Source organism: Alphaproteobacteria bacterium, from assembly GCA_040905865.1.
GTDB lineage: Bacteria > Pseudomonadota > Alphaproteobacteria > UBA8366.
Window position 1 is genome coordinate 91,915 of record JBBDQU010000040.1, and the last position, 22,584, is coordinate 114,498.

The 22,584-nt window shown below is 64.0% G+C and carries 21 protein-coding genes; 15 read left to right on the forward strand and 6 right to left on the reverse strand.

The genetic code is table 11. The features are described 5' to 3' along the window. Nucleotides 1-3 precede the first annotated feature (3 nt). The 3 genes from WD767_08275 to WD767_08285 are packed head-to-tail and all read right to left on the reverse strand — an operon-like array spanning nt 4 to nt 4,661. Nucleotides 4-2,718 (reverse strand): DUF4159 domain-containing protein, encoded by a 2,715-nt coding sequence (locus WD767_08275; protein MEX2616075.1) that lies wholly within the window; start codon nt 2,716-2,718, stop codon nt 4-6. Nucleotides 2,719-2,722: 4 nt separating this feature from the next. Beyond that, a complete protein-coding gene (locus WD767_08280; protein ID MEX2616076.1) occupies nt 2,723-3,613 on the reverse strand; it encodes a DUF58 domain-containing protein in 891 nt (296 codons plus the stop codon). 37 nt (nt 3,614-3,650) lie between these two features. Next, on the reverse strand, nt 3,651-4,661 hold the full coding sequence (locus WD767_08285) for a MoxR family ATPase (GenBank protein MEX2616077.1): 1,011 nt from the start codon (nt 4,659-4,661) through the stop codon (nt 3,651-3,653). A gap of 63 nt (nt 4,662-4,724) precedes the next feature. On the opposite strand from WD767_08285, the gene WD767_08290 reads away from it, so the two are divergent. From WD767_08290 to WD767_08310, 5 genes are all read left to right on the forward strand, one after another. Next, complete coding sequence (locus WD767_08290) at nt 4,725-5,288, forward strand: DUF1285 domain-containing protein (protein MEX2616078.1); 564 nt, start codon at nt 4,725-4,727, stop codon at nt 5,286-5,288. A gap of 7 nt (nt 5,289-5,295) precedes the next feature. Further along, on the forward strand, nt 5,296-5,928 hold the full coding sequence (locus WD767_08295) for a CoA pyrophosphatase (GenBank protein ID MEX2616079.1): 633 nt from the start codon (nt 5,296-5,298) through the stop codon (nt 5,926-5,928). Continuing rightward, complete coding sequence (locus WD767_08300; protein MEX2616080.1) at nt 5,925-6,221, forward strand: DUF6111 family protein; 297 nt, start codon at nt 5,925-5,927, stop codon at nt 6,219-6,221. The genes WD767_08295 and WD767_08300 overlap by 4 nt, the downstream gene beginning before the upstream one ends. 10 nt (nt 6,222-6,231) lie before the next feature. Then, complete coding sequence (locus WD767_08305) at nt 6,232-7,455, forward strand: CCA tRNA nucleotidyltransferase (GenBank protein MEX2616081.1); 1,224 nt, start codon at nt 6,232-6,234, stop codon at nt 7,453-7,455. Between the two features lie 76 nt (nt 7,456-7,531). Continuing rightward, nucleotides 7,532-7,852 (forward strand): hypothetical protein, encoded by a 321-nt coding sequence (locus WD767_08310; GenBank protein ID MEX2616082.1) that lies wholly within the window; start codon nt 7,532-7,534, stop codon nt 7,850-7,852. A gap of 37 nt (nt 7,853-7,889) precedes the next feature. Here the strand turns inward: WD767_08310 and WD767_08315 are convergent, their stop codons facing one another. Both WD767_08315 and WD767_08320 read right to left on the reverse strand, forming a co-directional pair. Next, nucleotides 7,890-9,137, reverse strand: coding sequence for an MFS transporter (locus tag WD767_08315; GenBank protein ID MEX2616083.1), 1,248 nt, complete (start codon nt 9,135-9,137; stop codon nt 7,890-7,892). Next, entirely contained in the window at nt 9,134-12,262 is a 3,129-nt protein-coding gene (locus WD767_08320) for an efflux RND transporter permease subunit (protein MEX2616084.1), read from the reverse strand. The genes WD767_08315 and WD767_08320 overlap by 4 nt, the downstream gene beginning before the upstream one ends. Nucleotides 12,263-12,358: 96 nt before the next feature. Between WD767_08320 and WD767_08325 the strand changes: the two genes are divergently transcribed. The 3 genes from WD767_08325 (at nt 12,359) to WD767_08335 (ending at nt 15,757) form a co-directional block, all read left to right on the forward strand. Beyond that, nucleotides 12,359-13,981, forward strand: coding sequence for a choline dehydrogenase (locus WD767_08325; GenBank protein ID MEX2616085.1), 1,623 nt, complete (start codon nt 12,359-12,361; stop codon nt 13,979-13,981). Between the two features lie 45 nt (nt 13,982-14,026). Continuing rightward, nucleotides 14,027-14,320 carry a hypothetical protein gene (locus WD767_08330; GenBank protein ID MEX2616086.1) on the forward strand — a complete coding sequence of 98 codons (294 nt, stop codon included), beginning with the start codon at nt 14,027-14,029 and terminating at the stop codon, nt 14,318-14,320. 93 nt (nt 14,321-14,413) lie between these two features. Further along, entirely contained in the window at nt 14,414-15,757 is a 1,344-nt protein-coding gene (locus tag WD767_08335) for a hypothetical protein (protein MEX2616087.1), read from the forward strand. Nucleotides 15,758-15,776: 19 nt separating this feature from the next. Here WD767_08335 and WD767_08340 read toward each other — a convergent pair whose 3' ends face one another. Then, the gene (locus WD767_08340) at nt 15,777-16,727 is read right to left on the reverse strand and encodes an NAD(P)-dependent oxidoreductase (protein ID MEX2616088.1); all 951 of its coding nucleotides are present in this window, start codon (nt 16,725-16,727) and stop codon (nt 15,777-15,779) included. A gap of 183 nt (nt 16,728-16,910) precedes the next feature. Between WD767_08340 and WD767_08345 the strand changes: the two genes are divergently transcribed. The 7 genes from WD767_08345 to WD767_08375 all read left to right on the forward strand — a co-directional run bounded on the left by WD767_08345 (nt 16,911) and on the right by WD767_08375 (nt 22,556). Further along, nucleotides 16,911-17,876, forward strand: coding sequence for a 2-hydroxyacid dehydrogenase (locus tag WD767_08345; protein MEX2616089.1), 966 nt, complete (start codon nt 16,911-16,913; stop codon nt 17,874-17,876). Nucleotides 17,877-17,906: 30 nt separating this feature from the next. Next, a complete protein-coding gene (locus tag WD767_08350) occupies nt 17,907-19,079 on the forward strand; it encodes an LLM class flavin-dependent oxidoreductase (GenBank protein MEX2616090.1) in 1,173 nt (390 codons plus the stop codon). A 24-nt stretch (nt 19,080-19,103) separates the two neighbouring features. Then, nucleotides 19,104-20,150, forward strand: a complete 1,047-nt coding sequence (locus WD767_08355) for a 2-oxoglutarate and iron-dependent oxygenase domain-containing protein (GenBank protein ID MEX2616091.1) — start codon at nt 19,104-19,106, stop codon at nt 20,148-20,150. A 99-nt stretch (nt 20,151-20,249) separates the two neighbouring features. Beyond that, complete coding sequence (locus tag WD767_08360) at nt 20,250-21,041, forward strand: SDR family oxidoreductase (protein ID MEX2616092.1); 792 nt, start codon at nt 20,250-20,252, stop codon at nt 21,039-21,041. 5 nt (nt 21,042-21,046) lie between these two features. Then, on the forward strand, nt 21,047-21,331 hold the full coding sequence (locus WD767_08365) for an FAD-binding protein (protein MEX2616093.1): 285 nt from the start codon (nt 21,047-21,049) through the stop codon (nt 21,329-21,331). A gap of 29 nt (nt 21,332-21,360) precedes the next feature. Then, nucleotides 21,361-21,786 (forward strand): VOC family protein, encoded by a 426-nt coding sequence (locus WD767_08370; protein MEX2616094.1) that lies wholly within the window; start codon nt 21,361-21,363, stop codon nt 21,784-21,786. A gap of 233 nt (nt 21,787-22,019) precedes the next feature. Beyond that, nucleotides 22,020-22,556, forward strand: a complete 537-nt coding sequence (locus tag WD767_08375) for a DUF2937 family protein (protein ID MEX2616095.1) — start codon at nt 22,020-22,022, stop codon at nt 22,554-22,556. Nucleotides 22,557-22,584 lie beyond the last annotated feature (28 nt).

The following is a 22,584-nucleotide window of genomic DNA, read 5'->3' on the forward strand; positions in this document are numbered from 1 at the left end:
CGGTCAGTTCCCCAGCCGTTCGAGGATCGCCGGCACATGGACCTGATCCGACTTGTAGTTACCGGTCAGCGTGTACATCACAAGGTTGACGCCGAACCGGTAGGCCATTTCTCGCTGCCGCGCGCCGCCGGGGACGACGGCGAACATCGCCTGGCCCCTGTCGTCCACGGCCCAGGCGGATGCCCAGTCATGGCCGCCGATCACGATACTCGATACACCGTCATTGACGCTGCTGCCCGGCTGCTCGACCCAGACCCGGCCTCCCGTCCAGCGGCCGGGGAAATCCTGCATCAGGTAGAAAGCCTTGGTCAGCACATGATCCGGCGGCACGGGCGTCAGCGGCGGAATCGCGATGTCCCGGGTCAGTTGCTGCAGGATCTCGGTATTGGCGCCGCTGCCGGAGGGATCCTGCAGATCGAACAGGATTGTCCCGCCCGTTGCAAGGTAACGGTTCACGCGGCTGTTGGCTTCGGGCGACAGGGGCGCCTGTCGCGCCGTGACAGGCCAGTAGATCAGCGGAAAGAACACCATGGGATTGCGTTCGAGGTCGACGCCGATGGGCGACGAGGCCTCGATGGCGGTTCGGCGGTTCAGCATTTCGGTAAGCCCGACCAGTCCGCGCTCACTGGCTTGATCAATCGCCGCGTCGCCTGTGATCACATAGGCGAGCCGCGTGTCCAGAGTTGCCTTCAGGGCAAAGTCATCCGCCGCATCCTGCGCCCGCGCCTCGTGTCCCGGCAGGAACGCGGCGACCAGTGCCGCGGCAATGGCGATCCCGGCGGCAGCGCCCCGGCGGCGCGGCAGCAGGCCGCGCATTATAAGGGTCGCGATAGCATCGATCAGGAGCAGGACAAGTGCGGCGGCGAGCAGCCAGGGCTTGAAATCGAATTCGTCCGTCCGGGCGTATCCCTCTTTGGAAACCCCGTCCGGCACGGCGCCCAGAACGGCGATGGGCCCGGCCTGTGGCCCTAAATTCAGGGCGCGGCGCGTCGAGGCGTCGCCATACAGCCCTGGCGGATTAGCGGGCCCGACGCGGGCTTCGGCGAACTGGCCGGCGCTGATGGCGCGGGTCGCGGGACCGGCGTCGGCGGGGCGGCCGAATCCATCAAGCAGTTCCAGCGGCGCCAGCAGGCGCTCGCCCAGTGCGGCGCCCGACACCCCGCGGCTCGTCGAGACGATCCGCTGCATCATTTCGACGAACAGGCCCGACAGCGCCAGGTTCGACCACGCCGCGTTCGAGGTTGTGTGCACGAGAACCAGCCAGCCATCCCCCTGCCGGGTCGCGGTTACCAGCGGGGTACCGTCGGTCAGTCGCGCCCATGTCTTTTCGCCAAGGGTCAGGGACGGCTCGGCCAGGACCTGCCGGAATATCGTCACGTCGTCCGGAAGTTCCAGATCGTGGAACGGACTTGCCGCCTCAAACGGGGCCAGACGCGCGGGCTCCGACCACAGCATCGCCCCGCCAAGCGTCCTTCCGCCGCGGCGCAGCAGGACCGGCACCAGCTGGTCGTCGGTGTTCTGCGCCAGCCGCGGGCCGGCGAAGCGAAGCAGCAGCCCGCCCGCCGACGCCCACGCTTCGAGCCGCTGGCGCTCCGCCGTTTCCAGCGGTACGCCGTCCGGCAGGATAATGACCGCAAGCGTGCCGTCCAGCAGCGTATCGACCGTGCCGCGTCGGATATCGCTGTACGGCAGCAACGCGCGCTCCACATAATACAGTTCCGACAACAGGGACGGACCGTCGTCCAGCGGCGTTTCCGACACCAGCCCGACCGGCCGGCGGCGCCAGCGGGTATCCAGCAGCGCCGTCGCGCCTGCAGTGGATTCGCTTTCAATCTCCAGCCGGGCCACCGCGTTGCGCAGTTCCAGCGGCAGGTCGAGCGCCACCGCCGCCGACGTACGATCCGGGTCGAAGGCAAGGGTCTGGCGGGCGATGAGCCGGCCATCTTCGCCGAGCGCGCGAACCGTTGCGGGCGCGGATCCGTCGCCCGGGGCACGTTGCACGGCCACAGTGAACTGGCTGTCACCCGGTTCCGGCGGCAGAAGGAGGCGCGGCAAGGTATCCGGGATCCGTATTGTCAGCGGGCCCAGCCGCTGCAACTGCCCGGCCAGTTCGGCGACGCTACCGTCATCCAGCCCGTCGCTCAGCCAGTATACCGCCGCGGCGCTTTCCACACCGATTGACTGCACCGCCTGCAGGGCGGCCTCCCGGTCCGTCGGCCACGGCTTGGGCGCGATTGCCCCGACCGTGTTGCGGGCCTCGTCGGGGCGCAACAGACCGCTGGCTTCCGGCGCCGCGCCGCGCGTGTCCGCCGCCGTCGTCAGGATGATGACCGCGCGTCCTTCGCGGTCCGCCTGAATGATCGCCTGATCCGCTATCGCCTGGCGCGCAGGCCAGTCACGGGCCGCAGCCCAGCCATCGTCGATAACCAGCACGATCGGTCCCTGCCGCGCCAGATTGGCGCCCGGGTGCAACAGCGGGTGCGCCAATCCCAGGATCAGCAGCGCCGCGGCGAGCAGGCGCAGGATAATGAGCCATAGCGGCGCGGTATCGGGCGTCTCGTCTTCGCTGCGCAGGCCGAACAGCAGCCGGATCGCGGGAAACCTCACCGATTTCGGCGATGGCGGCGTGAAGCGCAGGAGCCACCAGAGAACGGGCAGCGAAGCCAGCGCGGTCAGCAGCCAGGGGGATGCAAATGCGAAGGCGCCAAATTCCAGCACCGTCTCAGATCCTTTGCGTGTTGGGCGCCAGCGCCGCGTAAAGCGTCAGCAGGGCCGATTCCGGCGAATGATCCGTTTCATGGCGCAGATAGACCCAGCCGGCCCGCCGCGTCAATTCCCGAAGGCTGTCGCAATGCCGTTCGAACCGCGACCGGTATTCCTCGCGCGTCGTCTCGACACGGCCGAGCAGCGTATCGCCTTCATTCTCGAATCCCTCGAAGCGGACCCGGCCGCGAAACGGCAGGCTGCGTTCCGCCGGGTCGATCACCTGTACAAGCAGTCCCGAAACGCCGCGTGACGCCAGCGCCGCTACCCGGTCATGAACTTCTTCCGGGGTGGCCAGGAAATCGCCGAACAGAATGACCTGGGAATAACGCGGCAAGGGTTCGAAGGGCGGCAGCCCGGTTTCGCTGCCCGTGTTGCGCGCGATCATCTCCGCCAGCTGGTCGTAGCCCCGGCGTCCTATGCCGGCGCGTCCGCCGCCGCCAAGCAGCGTAAATCGTTCGCCGGCCCGCATCAGCAACGACGCGGCGGCAAGCAGCAGCAGGTCGGCGCGCTCCGCCTTGGTCGGCAGGCGCCGGTCCGAACTGTAATGCATCGACGGCGAAGTGTCGCGCCACAGCCAGGCTGTCTGCGCGGCTTCCCATTCGTTCTCCCGGACAAAATAATGCCGCGACTTTGCCGATTGTCGCCAGTCGATGGACGTTGCCGTATCGCCATTCTGGTAGCGGCGGAACTGCCAGAAAGTCTCGCCCTGGCCGACACGTCGTCGACCGTGGACGCCTTGCGCCACCGTTGCGGCAACCCGTTCCGCCGCAATCTGCAAGGGCGGCAGCCGGCCCGACGCGCGTTCCGCCTCGTGCTGTAACCGAAGTTGCCGTTCGGTGGCTGTCATGTCGCTTTGCGGCACGGGTCTCGGCGTCCGGTTCGTGTCAGCGCAGCGGCGCGCATAAAAGGTCGATTACCGAATCCAGCGTGACTCCTTCGGCGCGGGCGGCGAAGTTCAGCGCCATGCGGTGGCGCAGCACCGGGTTCGCCAGCGCCAGGACATCGTCCACCGACGGGGCCAGCCGCCCGTCGATCAGCGCGCGGGCGCGGCAGGCCAGCATCAGCGCCTGGCTGGCGCGGGGCCCCGGCCCCCAGGACACATGGTCGACCACCGCCGGGATGCTGCTGATTTCCGGGCGTCCGGCGCGGACAACCCGCAGGATGGCGTCGACCACGTGTTCGCCAACCGGCAGGCGGCGGACCAGCCGCTGCGCGTCCATCAGCGATTTCGCGGAAAATACCGCCTCCGCCCTGTTGTGGGAAACACCGGTTGTCGCCAGCAGCATCTGGCGTTCGTCCGCGTCGCCGGGATAGCCCACATCGATTTCCAGCAGGAAGCGGTCGAGTTGCGCTTCCGGCAGCGGATAGGTGCCTTCCAGTTCCAGCGGATTCTGCGTCGCCAGTACGTGGAACGGTTCCGGCAGCGGCAGATTCTTGCCCGCGATGGATACCTTGCGCTCCTGCATCGCCTGCAGCAGCGCGGACTGGGTTCGCGGACTGGCGCGGTTGATTTCATCCGCCATGAGAAGCTGGCAGAAAACGGGTCCTTCGATAAACCGGAAGGCGCGCTTGCCCGTTTCATCCTCTTCCAGGACTTCGGACCCCAAGATATCGGCCGGCATCAGGTCCGGGGTGAACTGGACACGGTTGTCGTTCAGGCCGAGCACCGTTCCCAGCGTTTCCACCAGCAGGGTTTTCCCCAAGCCGGGTACACCGATCAGAAGCGCATGGCCGCCGGATAGCAAGGTTGTGAGGGTCAGATCGATGACATTTGTCTGGCCGTAGATGATGCGGCCAATATTTTCGCGGGCGGAAGTCAGCTTTTCGCCCAGTTTTTCGATCTCGCCGGCAAGGTTTTCGGGCTCGCTACTGTCTGTAGTACTGGCATCGGACAGGCTCAAGGCTTATCTCCTATGAATATGTCAGCCAAATGATAACATGGCGGGGGTAGGTGCAGCATGCAATCACGTAATCCGGGCGTTCTCGAAAAAATGATCGCGGGCGGATTTCGCCCGGATGATGCACAGGAATGCGGCAATTTTGAGATGCGGATTGCGCGCGACGGCACCTGGTACCATCAGGGCAGGCCAATCCGCCGCATGGCGCTGGTAAAACTGTTCTCCACCGTGTTGCGGCGCGATGAATCCGGAGGGTACTGGCTGGTTACGCCTGTCGAACAGGGCCGGATCGAGGTGGAGGACGTGCCCTTTACCGCGGTCGAGTTGCAGGCGGAAGGCAGCGGTCGGGACATGATGTTGACCTTTCGCACCAATCTCGACCAAATGGTGACCGTGGATGCGGCGCACCCGATCAGGGTGGCGGAAGACACGGCGACCGGGGAGCCCGCGCCCTATGTTCTGGTGCGCGACAATCTTGAAGCGTTGATCGTACGTTCTGTATTCTACGAACTGGCGGAACTGGCCGAGGAACGGGCCGGTGATGAAGGTCCGGAAATGGTCGTGTGGAGCGGCGGTATCCCCTTTGTCCTGGGACCGGCGGATGATGAAAACGGGGAAGGGTGACGCCGGAATGATGCGTCAACGGATTACCGAGCGGTTTGCGGCGCTGAACGCCGCCAAACGCCCGGCGGGCGAGGACAAGGCCGTTCGCTGGTCGGGGTTCCGGGGCGATCATGACCTCAATCCCGACATGGCGAAGCATGACACGCTGATTCCCGCCGCGGTCCTGGTGCCGCTGGTTGACCGGCCCGGCGGATTGACGGTGCTGCTGACGCAGCGTACCGCGCATCTGAACGCCCATGCCGGGCAGATCAGTTTCCCCGGCGGGCGCGTCGAACCCGAAGACCTCAGCCACGAGGCCGCCGCGCTGCGCGAGGCGGAAGAAGAAGTCGGTCTGTCGCCCGGCCGGGTCGATATCGTTGGTCGGCTGGATTATTACGTGGTGCGCAGCGGTTACCAGGTGACGCCGGTCGTGGGTTTCGTCAATCCGCCCTTCGAGGTGAAGGCCGACCCCTTCGAGGTGGCGGAGGTGTTCGAGGTACCGCTCAGCTTCGTGCTGGATAAGCGGAACCATGAAACCGGCACGCGCTTGCATAACGGGCAGGAGCGGTCCTTCTACGTATTGCCGTATGAAAACCGGTATATCTGGGGCGCCACGGCGGGCATGCTGGTCAATTTCTGCGAAGTGCTGGCGGACCGATGACCCGTCAGGTCCTCACCATAGTCCTGCCGCTGCTGACCCCCTTCGTGGTGTATTACATCTGGCACTGGTTCTACCGGCGCCACCAGCTGGCCGAAGCGGAAGGACGCAGGATACCGCAGTGGCAGGAACTGCCCTGGACATGGCTGATCATTTCGGGGGCGGTGCTGGTTTCCATTGTCTTCGTCCTGCTGGCGATTTTCAGCATGGATCTGGACGGTTCGAATGTCGGCGGTACCTACCGGACCCCGCATATGGAAAACGGCGTCCTCGTACCGGGCCGGATCGAGCGTTGATCCCTTGACCGTGGACAGGATTGAACCGCAATCCTGGATGCGCGCGCCGGAAACGCTTGCTGTCATGAAGGTGCTGCATGATGGCGGCGCGGCGGCGCGTTTCGTCGGCGGTTGCGTGCGCGATGCTTTGCTTCATCGCCCCATTCGCGATATCGATATCGCCACAGATGCCCCCCCGGAACGGGTGATGTCCCTGATGCGTGAGGCGGGTTACGCGGCTGTGCCGACGGGCGTGGCGCATGGCACGGTCACGGCCGTTATCGGCGGCGTGGCATTCGAGGTCACGACGCTGCGGCATGACGTCGAAACCGATGGCCGCCACGCCACGGTTGCCTTTACCGGCGACTGGGAGGCGGACGCCGCCCGCCGCGACCTGACGATGAATGCGCTGTCGCTCGAAGCCGACGGCACGCTGCACGATCCCTTCGGCGGCCGCGCGGATCTGCTGGCCGGGCGGGTGCGGTTTGTCGGCGATCCCGTCCTGCGGATCACGGAAGACGTGCTGCGGCTATTGCGGTTCTTCCGGTTTCAGGCCCATTACGGAAAGATGCCGCCGGATGACGCGGCGCTCGCCGCCTGCCGGAACATGGCGCCGATGCTGAAGACCCTGTCCGCGGAGCGTGTTCGCGCGGAATTGCTGAAGCTGCTGGACGCACCTGACCCGGTGGCGACGCTGACGCTGATGCGCGACCTTGGCGTCCTGGCGCATTTCCTGCCCGAGGCATCGAATATCGACCGCCTGACGCGGCTGCTGCGAATCGAGGCGATAATGGCGCCGGCCGATCCGCTGCGGCGTCTGGCGGCATTGCTGCGGGTGGGTCTTGAGGGGGTCAAGGCCATTGCCGGCCGCCTGCGCCTGTCCAATGCGGAACGCGACTATCTGGCGATGAGCGTACGGCTGGATATTGTGCCGCCGCTCGATCCCGCCGCGCGCCGCCGCTATCTGTACCGGTTCGGCGTATCGGTGTTTCGCGAGCGGGTTCTGCTGGGCTGGGCCGATGCACCGGATCCGGTGGACGCCGACTGGCGCGATCTCCTGGCGGCCGCTGAGGACTGGCGGCCGGTCGTGTTCCCGCTGACGGGCAAGGATGTCCTGGCGCGGGATGTGCCGCGGGGACCCGATATCGGCGCGCTGCTGACGGCGGTGGAGGACTGGTGGATCGCCGGCGATTTCCAGGCGGACCGGCAGGCCTGTCTGACGCGGCTCGACCAGGAAATTGCGTCGCGCCGCTGACGCGCGGTCCAGGCTTCTGCGGCCAACCTACACCATACCCTTGATATACAAATCCATGGGACGGATGGAAGCGGAAATGATCCGGATACTGCACCCGATGCTGGCTTCCGTGAAAAGCGATTACGGCTTCGCATTCGACCAGGAGCCCACCCTGAAATACCGGCTGTCATATCTGGAGTCGAGCTACCGTCCGATCTGGTTGCGCAAATACAGCTACCGGATCCGGCACCGCAAGCCGGCGACTTTCCCGTACTTCCTGTCGCAACCCTATCTGGCGCGGGTGATGGATACATCCTTTCCGCATATGTCAAAATTCTTCCACGTCGACCGGGTTTTCGATGTGGAGGCGTATAACCGAGTGGCGACCATGGAATACATCATGCAGAACTGGAATTGACGCCGGATTATTTTCCTGTAAAGGCCAGTTCTCCGCATCAGGGCGCGGCGGGCCGGTTCCGTCGCCAGAGTTCCGGCCAGATCAGGGCGCAGGCAACGACACAGGCCAGGCCTTCCAGCCCGATGATGGTCAGCGCATTCTGCGCGCCGAACCATTTTGCCATGAGTCCAACATGCAGGACGCCGATTGGTCCGGCGCCGATGCACATGGTAAGGACGCCCATCACGCGCGACCGGATTTCCGGCGGCGCCGTGGAAAAAATCAGGACGCTCTGCATTGCAGCGAATCCGGACACGCCTAATCCCGCGGTCAACAGCAACGCCATCGAAATGCCGAACTGGGACGACAGGGAGAACATGATCGTCATACTCAGGAAAATCACCGCACCGCCCATATAGATTCGCGCAAAATACCGGGGGCGTGCGGCGACCGTCAGCAGCAGGGCGCCGGTAAACGACCCCATCCCTTCGGCCGACATCAGGAACCCGACCGGGATCGGGCTCAGTCCCAGGACATCCTTGCCGATGACCGGCACCATGCTGGTGAACGGGAAGCCGAACAGATTGACAAAAACGGTGACGAGCAGGATACCGACAAGCCGCCGGTTCGTTCGGATATAGCGCAGGCCTTCCGCGATCGAGGTAAACAGCCCGATTGCGCTGGTGGGGCTCACCCGCCTGTAGCGGACCCCGGTAATCAGCAAAAAGCCGGTTGCATAAAAGCCTGCGGCCATGAAATAGGCGCCATGCAAACCGACCGTTTCGAACAGTATGCCGCCGATGACCGGCCCGATCATGCGGGTGGCATTGTTCGATGCGGAATCGAGCGACAGGGCGGCGCCGATCCGTTCCTGCCCGGCGATTTCCCCCAGGATCGTCCGGCGGACCGGAAATTCGGAGGCAAAAAACAGCCCCGTAAGGAAAGCTCCGATGGCGATTTGCCAGATTTCTATCGCCCCGCTGAGGGCGAGGGCGCCCATTATGGCCGATACCGTCGTCATGATCGCCAGGCCGGATAGCAGGATGGTCCGGCGGTTGAACCGCTCGGCCAGCGCGCCGACCGCGGCGCCCAGCAGCATCGGCGCCATCCGGGCCGCCATCATCACCGCGACCAGGAAGGCCGATTCGGTAACCTCGAACACATAGACGCTGACCGCCAGCGTTTCCAGCCAGCGCATGCTGCCGGACGCGCTGCCGGTCAGCCACAGGCGGACAAAATTGGAGTCGCCGAACAGGCTGCGGACACCGGACTCCGCCGTATCCTTCTGCGACACAGGTTTGGTCACCGGAAGCCTCTGCGCTCCAGCGTTCCGACAACAACGATAAGCAGCGGCGGTACGATAGCCAGCGTCAATACCGCCGAAAGTGACAGCCCCCCTACCACAACCGACCCCAATCCCCGATACAGTTCAGAACCCGCCCCCGAAAACAGGACAAGCGGCAGCATGCCGCCTATGCTCGTCAGGGTCGACATGAAAATGGGCCTGATCCGATTGCCGGTCGCCTCGACGACGGCTTCGGTCGGCGGCATTTTATCGACCCGGACGTGATGAAGCGTCTGGTGAACCAGAAGTATCGCATTATTGACGACAATACCGACCAGGATCACGAAGCCCAGGAGCGTGAGCATATCCATGGGCTGAAAGCTGTACAAATTCAATATCGTAAAGCCGACAAACCCACCCGCAACCGCGACCGGAACCGAGAGGACGATGATCAGCGGATATATGAAATTCTCGAACAGCACCGCCATCACCAGGAAGACGATGACAAAGGCGAAAACCAGGTCGAGCCGGATTTCCGCGGCCGCGGCCGTAAGTGCGTCTGCGACGCCGCCAAGCCGAAGCTGTATATCGTCCGGCAGTCCATCCGCGCGCAACCTGTCTACGACCTTGCCGCGCAGCAGGTCCAGGGCGGTTTCCATGGCGATTTCCGGTGGCGGGCCGATGCGGAGGACCGCCGCGCGCAGCCCTTCCTCATGCCGGATAGCGGTCGGGCCGGCGGTCAACCCTACTGTCGCCAGCAGCGATACGGGCACGATACTGCCGTTCCGGGTAATGATCGGCAGGTCTCCAATGCCCTGGGTACGCGGCAATTCTGCCGTTTGACCCGCCAGGGTCAGGTTCATAAGCCGGCCATCGACGTAAATTTCATCCACCCGGATACCGTCATTATAGGCGTCGATCGTAAGGCCGAGTTCGCGGGCGCTGATGCCGTTATCCGCCAAACGCGCCGCATCGGGCCGCACGCGGATTTCCGGCGCGCCAAACACGAGCCGCGGGGTCGTGGTTGTGTTCGTCCCGCCGCTTTGGGGCAGGATTTCGGACACATGGTTTCGGGCGCGCTCTATGACGTTGAAGATGGTTTCGAATTCCGTTCCGCTGACGGTCAGCCGGATGGTGCGCCCGCCATCGACATTGGGAAACAGCGATGGTCTGTATGAGTACGCCGTGACGTCCGGGATGCCCAGCATGGCGTCCCGGATCAGGAACTTCAGGTTTCCGGCGCGGTCCGGCTCTACGCTTCGTGCCATGACGCGAATTCTGTCGCGCTGGATATTGAGCGCAACATAGTCCGCGGCAGGGGCGTCATGCGAAAGGGGCGCCCGTGCCGTCTTCGTCGCCAGCAACGGCAGCAGTTTCTTTTCGATCCTGTCTCCCAGCAGTTGCGCGGTTTCAAAATTGTAGCCCGATGATGGCGCGGCAACGCCGATAATCAGGTTCCGGTCGCCTTCCGGCAGGTACTCGAGCGGCGGCATCAGCCACCAGCTTGCCGTGATCGCGGTCGCGACGGCGATGGCCCTGCGGCGGCTGTTGACGATTATCCGGGTAGACCGGATGGTTCCGGCGACGAAGGCGCGGGCGAGGTCGTCAATGATGAAGACATTGCGTTTCTTCGGCGGGCTGTCGCCCGTCAGCATCCGGCTGGCGAGGGCGGGAATAACCGTGACCGAAACCAGCAGGGACATGCTGACGGCAACCGTGATGGCGACTGCGATGTCGCGAAACAGCTTGCCCACGGCGAGATCCATGAGCAGCAGGGGAATGAAGACGAGCACCGTTGTCAGGGAGGATATCAAGATAGCGCCCCAGACCTGGTGCGTGCCGTGCAGCGCCGCCTGACGCGCCGATTCCCCCTGTTGCCGCAACCGGTATATGTTTTCCAGCACAATGATTGCCGCATCTACGACCATGCCAACGGCAAAGGCGATCCCGGCCAGCGACAGTACATTGATGGATCCGCCCGATGCCGCCATCGCCACGAACGAAGCCACGACGGATGTCGGAATGGCCAGTGCGACGATGACCGTCGCACGGGCGGAGCGCAGAAAGAGCAGCAGGATTACGACGGCAACCGTGCCGCCCAGCCAGATATTCCGCAGCACGAGGTCGATGGCCGAATCGATATAGCCCGTTTCGCCATATTTCTGTTCCAGGACCAGGCCTTCCCGGGCGACGGGGCCGGACTGAAGCTCCGCGATGGCCTCCCGGACTTCCCGCATGGTCTCGATGACATTGGTGTCCGTCTGGTTCTGGATTCCGATATCGATTGCCGGGCGGCCGTTCATCCGGACAATCGATTCCTTCTGGCGGTAGTGAAAGGCGACATCGGCGACGTCGGCGACCGTCACCCGGCCGATCCCGCCGCCGGCGGCGTCCGTCGCGCTGCGCAGAACGATGCGGTTGATATTTTCAATTGTATTCAACTGCCATTCCGCGCGAACGACGTAGCGGCGCTTTCCTTCGATAATGTCGCCGGCCGTAATCGCCACTCGCGCCGACCGCAGCCGGTCGAGAAGTTCGGAGATCGTGAAGCCATACCGAACCAGTCTGGCAGGATCGAAAGCGATCCGAATTTCCCGGTTCCGTCCGCCACCTATGGCTATATGTCGAATGCCCGGAACCCGTTCCAGCCGCTCGCGAATGACATCGCGGGCAAAGTCGCCGTAATCGCCGATCGGGCGGGCGTTCCCTTCGGCCGTCCGTAAATATAGCCAGGCGATATAACTGCCGCGCGGCTCCTCGGCACGGAACGACGGCGCCCTGGCTTCCTCCGGATAATCGGTGACCCTGTCCAGGCGGTTGGCGACCAGCAGCAGCGCCTTTTCCATATCATGCCCGACGGGGAAGCCGAGGCGGACATTGCCGGCGCCTTCCTGAGAGGTGCTGATCAGGCTTTCCAGCCCGGTCAGGCCGCGTAACGCCTCTTCCTGGGGGTTGACGATTTCACGTTCAACCTCTGCCGGCGCGGCGCCGGGCCATGCCGTCCATATGTGGATGGCGGGCTGTGCGATGCTGGGGGAAAGTTGTATCGGGATCGATAACAGGGCCAGCCAGCCGAACAACATGATTAACGCCACCGCCGCGAAGATTGCGATCGGTCGCTCGATTGAGTACCGGATCAGGTCCATGGCAAATATATACTACCGGCGGGCCCAGGTGTCGCATGGATGAACTTGCGACGGGGATGCTATCCTGTTGTGACACGCCATTGCGGGAGGAACTGAATGGCTGCGAGCGAAGACGAATATACCTATATCATCGCCGGTGCGGGGTCGGCGGGATGCGTGCTGGCGAACCGGTTGTCGGCGGACCCGAAGAACCGGGTGTTGCTGCTGGAAGCGGGCACCAGGGACAGCTATCCGTGGATTCACATTCCGGTCGGCTATTTCAAGACCGCGATGAACCCGAAAACGGACTGGTGCTTCGAAACCGAAATCGACCCGGGGCTGAACGGCCGATCCATTCCCTATCCGCGCGGCAAGGTGCTGGGGGGCTCCAGTTCCATCAATGGGCTGGTCTATATCCGCGGACAGAGCCGCGATTACGACCAGTGGCGGCAGCTTGGCAATGCCGGCTGGTCCTGGGAGGATGTTCTGCCCTATTTCAGGAAGTCGGAAGACCAGCAGCGCGGGGAAAGCGAAACCCACGGTGTCGGGGGACCGATTGCGGTGTCGGATATCTCCTTCACGCGCGGCTTTTCCAGCGCCTTCATCGCCGCGGCGGAAGAGGTCGGCATTCGGCGGACCGATGATTTCAATTCGGGCGACCAGGAGGGCGTGGGCTTTTATCAGTTGACGACCCGCAACGGACGCCGCTGCAGCGCCGCCGTCGGTTACCTGAATCCCGTGAAGCACCGGAGCAACTTGACCATCACGACGGAAGCACTGGTCCACCGGGTGATCTTCGACGGCAAACGCGCCACCGGCGTCGAGTTTTCGGTTGGCGGGCAGAAGCGCGTCGCGCGCGTCACGCAGGATGGCGGCGAGGTGCTGCTGTCCTGCGGCGCCGTTGCCTCGCCCAAGGTATTGCAGCTTTCCGGCGTCGGGCCGGCGCCAGTGCTGCGGGAATTCGGCATCGACATCGTGCACGAACTGCCGGGAGTCGGCATGAACCTGCAGGATCACCTTGCGGCGCGCTCCGTTTACAAGACCAACGAACCGTCGCTCAACAACGAGGTCAACAGCATTCTCGGCAAGATGCGCATCGGGCTGGAATACGCGCTGTTCCGCAAGGGGCCAATGACCATCGCGGCCGGCCATGTGGGGATGTTCGCCAGGACGCGGCCGGATCTCGAAACGCCGGATGTGCAGTTCCACGTCATCCCGCTCAGCATTACCGGCGTCGGCAAGGCATTGCACAAGTTTGCCGCGTTTACCGCATCCGTTTGCCAGTTGCGCCCCGAATCGCGCGGCTATGTGGTGATACGGTCGACGGACCCGTCCGTCGATCCGGCGATCCATCCGAACTACCTGTCGACGGTGACCGACCAGCAGACAATCGTGGACGGGCTCAAGCTGTCGCGGAAGATCATGTCGACGCCGACCATGAAGAAGCTGGTGATCGAGGAATTCGCCCCCGGTCCGGCCGCGCAGACCGATGAACAGTTGCTGCAGTTCGCGCGCGATACGGGGTTGACCGTCTATCACCCGGTCAGCACCTGCAAGATGGGCCCGGATTCCATGGCCGTGGTCGATGAACGGCTGCGCGTACACGGCATGCGGGGGCTGCGGGTTGTCGATGCCTCGATCATGCCGACGCTGAATTCCGGCAATACGAACGCGCCGACGATCATGATCGCCGAAAAAGCCGCCGACATGATCCTGGAGGATGCCCGTAGCGCGGCATAGCCGGCTTTGGCTATAGTCAGGTCAGACCACAGGGAGATTGGGACAATGGACGCACTGGAAGTATTCGATCCCAGCGGCGCGACGGAGGTCAGCGTGTTGCACGCGCCCCGGCTGCAGTCGCTGAATGGCAAGACCGTGGCGTTGCTCAGCGACGATATGTGGCAGGCGCACCGCATGCTGCCGATGATCCGTGAGAAGCTGCAGGCGCTTTACCCGGACGCGACCTTCATACCCGAAACCGAATTCCCGATGGGAACGCGGCAGATGGATACCGAGGAAACCGTGGACATGCTGATCGAACGGGGCGTCGAAGCGGTCATTGTCGGAAACGCCTCCTGAGGCGCCTGCGCGACAGCATGCGGCCGTGTCGCCGCTCGTATCGAAAGCAGGGGTATCCCGACCGTTATTCTGACCCGCGAGGATTTCGTGGGCGTGGTGCGCAATTCCGTGGCCGGACTAGGCTTCGACCAGGATGCGTCCATGGTGATCTTTCCGATTTCGCCCTTCCTCGTCGACAGCGATATTTCGCCGGTCGAACGCGACGTCCATAAATTCGCCGAGGGGCTGACCGAGTGGAAGCCCGCGAGTACCGAAACCGGTATCCAGTACCCGCCCAGGGTGCGGATCGAAGCCAATGGCTACGAAGCCGCCTATGACAAGATGAACCGGCAGTTCATCACCAGCACCTGGGGCGACGGCCTGCCCCTGAACCCGCCGACTGAAGAGCGGGTGTCCTGGATCCTGCAGGGGACCGACCGGCCACGGGATTCTCTGATCGGCAAGGTGATGCCGCGCGGCGGCATCGCCACGGTGGAAACCCTCGCGGTGTCGCTGGCCATGTCCGGCGGACGGCCGGAATACCTGCCGGTCATGATCGCGGCGATCGAATGCATCCTCGATCCGGAAATGGAGCACGACAAGTTCCAGGCGACATCCGGCAGCACCTACCCGGTGGTGATCGTCAACGGGCCGATCGGCAAGGATATCCGGCTCAATTCCGGCTTTGGCCTGCTGGGTCCCGACCCGCAGCATCCGGCTGGCGTCGCCATCGGCCGCGCCATCCGGCTGATCCAGCAGAATGTCGGCGGGGCGCTGCCCGGGGTCGGCACCATGTCGATCTATGGCGCGATGCGCACGACCAATGTGGTCATCGCCGAGGACGAGGAAGGCCTGCCCGAAGGCTGGGGGCCGGTTGGCGCCGATTTCGGCGGTGTCGGGCCTGGCAGGAACGGCGTTACGGTGCTCGTATCGACGGGGGCTTCCAATATCGTGCGCCGCGGCGTCGGCAAGGAAACGCTGGAAGACGAGGCGCTGCAGAGCCTGTACCGGGTGGCAGCCTATCTGCGCAGCCCGTCGGCGCATTACGTCTGGGGCCATGCCAAGGGCACGCCGGGCGCGCTTTTGATGCCGCGGGTCGTGGCGGGGCAATTGGCGTCGCTCGGCTGGACCAAGCAGAAGATCAAGCAGTTCCTGTGGGATAACTCGAAAATCCCGCATGAGGAGGTCGTCCGCACCGGCCTGCTGCAATGGATCGAAACCGGGGTCGATCCGGCAACGGTGGCATCCTCGAACGATCCGATGTGGCCGATCTGCCGCGATCCGTCGCAGATCGTCCTGGCGGTCGCGGGCGGGGCGCATCCGACGCATAATTTCTGGATGCAGGGCGCGACACCGAAAGTCGCCACCGCGGCGATTGATGTGCCGAAGGACTGGTACGGGCTGCTGGCGCAGGCGGACGACGATCTCGGCCCAAGCGGCGATATGTGCCTGATCTGAGGAAACGAAACGATAGGGACTATTCGCCGGACGGCGGCAATTGCCGTTGGCGGCGCACCATGTCGATCTGGTCGCGGATCCGCTGCCGCAGGGGCGGAGGCGTATAAGCCACGTCGCGCTCCAGTCGCGCCCCGCTAATCCGGTTGACCTGCACAAATCCCCTGGCCTCGGGGCTGAACGATATGTCTCCATCCGGCAGCAACTCGCGGACGATATCCGCAATTTCGCCAAGCGACGCCGTGTGCGCGCTGGCACAATACACATCCCGGGTCAGTATTTCGGCGAAGGCCGTGCGGACCATCAATGCCGCGACATCGTCGACATAGATATAGGCGGATGTCTGTTCCGGCGGAACCGGGCTGACATAGGCCTCGCCGGCCGCGGCGCGTGAAATCATCGCGGAGGCCGCCGCGCTGCGGCCCGTCGCGCGGCCATGACCGAACACCGTGCCGATCCGAAGGCCCCGGCAGTCCAACCCGTGCCGCGCCGTAAACGCCCTTGCGGCGAATTCATTGGCCAGCTTGGAAACCCCGTACAGGGAGAACGGCTGCTGCCGGGACTCTTCGTCGAGCACGACGTCGCCATAATCGGACTGGTCTCTATAGGTCGCAATGGAACTCGGATAAACCACCCGCCGGACCCCGTTCCGCCGCGCCGCCTCGAACAGGTTGTTCGTGCCGCCGATATTGATGCTGTAACCCAGGACGGGGTCTTCCTCGGTCACTGGCGGCAGGACGGCGGCAGTGTGGATGACCCGGTCGACGCCATTTTCCGCAATCGCCGTCGTGACAGCGGCTATATCGGTGATATCGCCCTCCAGCGCAATAATCCTCCCTTCCGACATCACGTCGTCAAGCCGCCCGGTCCGTAACGTGCGGTCGAAGCCGATGACTGTCTCGCCGCGATCCAGCAGTTGCCGCACGATGCGCGACCCGATGAGCCCGGCGGCCCCCGTTACCAGTATCGGCATGCATTCCCCTCCCCGAAATTGGCTCCTACTGCCGCATGCCTTCCGCAACGGAGTCAAGGGCGGATGCGCCGACAGCAGGGGTGACTATTCACCGTTCCCCTTGCGCGGAAGCCGCGCCTGTCTTTAGGGTTGCGACCGAGTTTCATCGTGCGCGGAAACAAAATCAACATTTGGGGGAAGTCCATGGATCCGAGGATCGTTTTTGTCACCAATTTTCCGGATGCGGCCGATGTGGCGCGCGAGATGGCGCCGTCCGGCTTCGAACTGTCGATCGTGCCGGCGCGCAGCCCGGAATACAAGGAAGCGATGAAGGATGCCGAATACCTGGTCGGTTTCGTCGACAGCCTTGTCGATGAACAGCTGTTCAGGGACGGGCCGAAGCTGAAGCTGATCCAGTTGCTCAGCGCCGGGTATGACAGCGCCGACCTGGAAGCGACAAAACGCGCTGGCGTGCCGCTGTGCAACAATGGCGGCGCCAATTCCCCGGCGGTGTCGGAACATGCGATCCTGCTGATGCTGGCGGTCTCCCGCCAGCTCGTCCGCCAGCACAAGAGCGTGTCCAGCGGCAACTGGCGCGGCAACAGCACGCCCCGCGTGCATGAGGTCGGCGGCAAGACTCTGGGCATCATCGGGCTGGGCACCATCGGCAAGAAGACCGCGCGGCTGGCCCGGGCCTTCGGCATGCAGGTCAACTATTACGACATCGCGCGGCTGACCGCCGACCAGGAAGACGCGCTGGGCGTGCGCTTCCGGCTGCTGCGGGAACTGCTGCGCACCTCCGATATCGTGTCGCTGCACACGCCGCTGAACGCCTCCACCCATCACCTGATCGGGGCCGAGGAACTGAAGCTGATGCAGCCCCATGCGATCCTGGTCAACACCGCGCGCGGCCCCGTGATCGACGAGGACGCGCTGTACACGGCGCTAACCGACGGCACCATCACCGCCGCCGGGCTGGACGTGTTCGACCAGGAGCCGCCGAAGCCCGACAACCCGCTGTTCACGCTGGACAACGTTATCCTGACCGCGCATCTGGCCGGGCCGACCTTCGAAAGCAACACGGCGCGGGTGCGCAATTCCTTCGACAACGTGCAGCGCGTCGCCCGGGGCGAGGAACCGCTGTGGATTGCGCCCGAACTGTCGGAATAAACCGCCGGGAAACCTGAAGAGGCAGCCAGCATGAACGCCGTTTCGCCCGTCCTTCCCAGTACCGCGCCGGATCTCGCGGCCAGGGACGGGTTGAGCGCCCTGCAGCGCGCCATGCGGCAACCGCTCATGATGGGATTGTTCCTGCCGATCCAGAATGGCGGCTGGACGCCGTCATCCGCGCCGCGCGGGACGGACTGGACGTTCGACTATAACGCCCGGCTGGTGGTGCGGGCGGAGGAAATCGGCTTCGATCTCGCCTTTGGGCTGGCGCAGTGGCTGGGCGCGGACGGCCATGGCGGGCGAATCAAATACCGCAAGAACACCATCGATCCGCTGCTGGTCACCTCCGGCGTGGCCGCCCTGACCCGCAACATCATCCTGATTTCCACGGTGCATGTGCTGTATGGCTGGCACCCGCTGCAACTGGCCAAGATGGCGGCGACGCTGGACCACATGTCGCGCGGCCGCTGGGGGCTCAACCTCGTGGCCGGCTTCCGCCCGAACGAGGTCGGCATGTTCGGGCTGGCTCCGATCCCGCATGACGACCGCTACGCCATGGCCGAGGAATTCACCGAAATCATGGAAGCCCTGTGGCGCGAAGACACAAATCTTACCTGGAACGGCAAATACTGGCGGCTGAAGGACGCCTACGCCTCGCCAAAGCCGGTCAACGGCCGGCCTATCATGGTCAATGCCAGCGCCTCCGATGTCGGCCTTGCCTATGCGGCGAAGCATTCCGACCTGATCTTCATCACCAGCCCCGGCGGCGCGGATATCGACGCCGCCGTCGAATCCCTGCCGCCGCATACGAAGCGGATCAAGGAACTGGCGGCAGCGGAGGGGCGCGAGGTCCGCACGATCATCAACCCGCATGTGATCTGCCGCGACACCGAAGCCGAAGTCCGGCAGATCGTGCAGGCGATCCTGGACGGCGAGGACGCCGAAGCCGTCGACGCGATGGTCGGCAGCCAGAAGCAGAGCGACGCGCAGTCCTGGCGGGGCCATCAGCGCCAGCAGCGCATCATCGGCGGCAATGTCCATGTCTTCGGCACGCCGGAACAGGTCGTCGAACAATTCGTGAAGTTGAAGGCGGCCGGCTGCGATGGCGTGCAGATCAACTTCTTCGACTACGAACCGGATATGGAATATTTCGCCGCGCGCGTCCTGCCGCTGATGAAGCAGGCCGGGTTGCGGATCGATTGACAGGAACTGAAAACGGAGCGGGAGATGGCTACACATCTGTTTCGGGAGAATGCGCCGCGGGATCCGGCGGCGGCGCTGGCGGGATTGCCGGTGCTGGATCTCGCGCCGTTTCTGCGGGGCGAGAACGGCGCCCTGGAGCGGCTGGCGGATGACATCCGCCGCGCCTGCGAGGCCACCGGGTTTTTCTACATTGAAAATCACGGTGTGCCGGATGACCTGATCGACAACGCCTTCGCGCAGTCCCGGCGCTTCCACGCCCTGCCGCTGGCGGAAAAGCGGAAAATTCCGCAGGACGCGCACAACATCGGTTACCTGCCGATCAACGCCAGCATGCAGCGGCACTCCACCGTGCATCAGGCAACCCGGCCGAACCAGAACGAATCCTATTTCGTGACCCATGACCGGGGGCCGGAGCACCCCGACGTCATTAACAAGACGCCCCTGCGCGGCGGCAATTACTGGCCGGAGAACCTGCCGGGATTCCGCGCGGGCGTAATGGCCTATTTCAACGCCCTGAACGCGCTGGGGCAGCGACTGGTGCCCGCATTCGCCGTCGCGCTGGGCATGCCGCGGGACTGGCTGGACGACGATTTCGCCGATGAAAACAATGCGAAACTGCGCATGCTGCACTACCCGCCGACCCGGATCGAGGACAATGATTTCGGCACCGGGCCGCATACGGACAATTCCTTCCTGACCATCCTGGCGCGCGACAGCGTGCCGGGGCTGGCGATCCGCCTGCCGTCGGGCGAATGGCTGGAACCGCCGGTGCTGCCCGGCACGTTCCTGGTCAATATCGGTAATATCCTGCGGCGCATGTCGAACGACCGGTTCCTGTCCACGCCGCACGGCGTCATCGTGGACGGCGAAACCGACCGCTACGCCATGGCCTATTTTCACAGCCCCAATGTGGACCGCATCATCCGCGTCGCCGATTCCTGCATCGATGCCGGCAACCCGGCAAAATATGAGCCGACGCCCTATCGGGAACTCATCACCGAATACTCCAGGGCCAACTATTTCCACCAGGACGGCTTTGGCCAGGGTGAAATCCGGCATCGCTACAAGTAGGCGTTCCGCCGTTTGAAAACCACCGCCCCCGGCCCGCTTGTGCGCGCCGCGCCTGCCCCGCATAATTGGCGGCAGAAACAAAGGGTTGGGGAGCCGATTTTGCGAGCTGAGAATGAGGAATTCCGTGACCGGCCGGTGGCCGTGTTTGGCGCCGCGTCGGGAATCGGACGGGCAACCGCGCTGGCCTTCGCGGCGCGGGGCGCCCGTGTTGCGGCGCTTGACGTCAATGCAACGCTTCTTGAAGGGTTAGCCGATGAAATGCGCGCCGCGGGTGCGGCGATGGCGCTGACCGCCGCCGCCGATGTGCGCGACAGCGCATCCGTGGCACCCGTCCTGCAAATGGCGGCGGCCGAACTGGGCGGTCTGGATCATCTGGCATTTACCGCCGGCATCCTGCGGGTCGGACAGCTGACCGATATGTCGGAAAGCGATTTCGACGATGTCTTCGCCGTCAACATGCGCGGTTTCTGGATCGCCATGCGGGCGGCGCTGCCCCTGCTGCAGGGCGGGCCGGCGCGGCGGCGCGCCGTTACCGCCATCTCCTCCGCCGCCGCGATCCGGCCGAAGGCGTCCAGCGGCGCCTATGCCGCCTCGAAGGCCGCGCTGTCGCATCTGGTGCGGGTGTTTTCAGTCGAACTGGCGGCAAGCGGGATCACCGTCAACGCCATCGCCCCGGCTACGGTGGATACGCCGATGGTCGCCCCCTACATGGGCCGGACCGCCGGCAATCACGGCTACCGCCTGACCGGTACTTCGCCGATGGGCCGCATCGCGCAGCCGGCCGATATCGCCGATGCCTGCCTGTTCCTGAGTTCCGCCGCGTCGTCCTACATCACCGGCATCACCATGCCGGTCGATGGCGGCTCGACCGCCGCATTGCCCGCCAGCTGATGCCCATGCCGGACAACCGGGATATCGAAGCCGATATCGTCGTCGTCGGCTTCGGCGCGGCGGGCGTGGCCGCATCGGTCACCGCCTGCGAACCGGGCGCGGATGTCGTAATCCTGGAAAAGGCGCCGGAAGGGCGCGAAGGCGGCACGCCGATCCCCCGGCTGTACAGCGCGGGCGAGTTGGGTTCGATATACAGCTACCTGTATCAGGGCACGGGCAATATCGGCGAATGCCTCGCCTTCGGCCGCATCGCCGCACGCGAAGCGGTGGCGGAAACGGTTTGGGGCTGAGGGTGACGGATTAACGGAGGAGAAAGACCATGAGTGGCAGCAACCCGGCATTTAAATTCGACCATGTGCATATCATCAGTGAAACCCCGCATGAATCGGCGCAGTGGTATGTGGACACCTTCGGCGCGGTGATCGCCGCCGACACGATGGCGCGCGGCGCGCCGCAGATCTTCGTCGAACTGGGCGGGGCGAATATCATCATCCGCGGCAAACGCCCTGGCGAGGCCCCGACGAAGACCAACCCGATCGGCGAATTTGCCGACTACGCCAGCCATAACGAATGGGGCACCGACCATTTCGGATTTCTGTATGAAGGCGACCTGAAGGCCTATTGCGGCGAACTGGCAGCCAAGGGCGTACAGTTTCCCGTGCCGCTGAAGGAAGGCGTGAACGGCATGCGCCTGTGCTATGTCTCGGCCCCGGACGGCGTGAGCATCGAGATCATGCAGTGCTGATCTGATACTGACCGGCGCGCGCCGCTATTTTGCCGCATTCCGGGAATAGATCGGTGCGCGGACTGGATCGGATGGTGTTTGCCTGGAATCGCCTCTGGCGATCCAACCAACGTGTGAATCCGATCTATCTTGTTGAAAAAATAACACCTTCGCAGGTTTGAATGGAGCCTGTTGCGGTTCCATTCAAACCTGATGTGCTATATGGCAAATGCGCTTGATCATGACGAGGCAGAATGAACTGGTTCCTGGCGAAGATCGACAACCTGGCCGGCACACTGATCGCCGCGGTTTTCGGCCTCGCGGCAGCGCAGATATTCGCCTTCATCCATGCCTATCTGCAGCGGCTTGGCGGGCATCTGGACGAGGCGCGCCATGGGCAGGGCGCCCTGCTGAACGGTCAGACGGGTGCGGTGATCCGGGACGAGGCCTTACGCAGTCAGGTTACCGCGCTGACCCAAGCGCGCATAGATGCGCTGGATCAGGCCTACCGGGCCATCGACCAGGCCGGCGGGTTTACGAAACCCTTCGTGTTTTTCCGGCATTTCGACTACGACATTGCCGCCGCCACGGCGCAGCGTTTCGTGCCGGCGCTGCCGCTGGATTTGCCCAGCCTGGTGTATGGCTTCGCGGGTATCGTACTGGGGTGGCTCCTGTGGGAACTCGTGAAATCGCCCTTTGCGATGGTCGCCCGCCGCCCGCCGCCCGCGCCGAAACCGCCCCGCCGGGATCCGGATTTTCCGCGATTAGTCCGAATTTCTCACGAAGGATAGGTGCATCGGGGCTCTGAATCGGCGATAA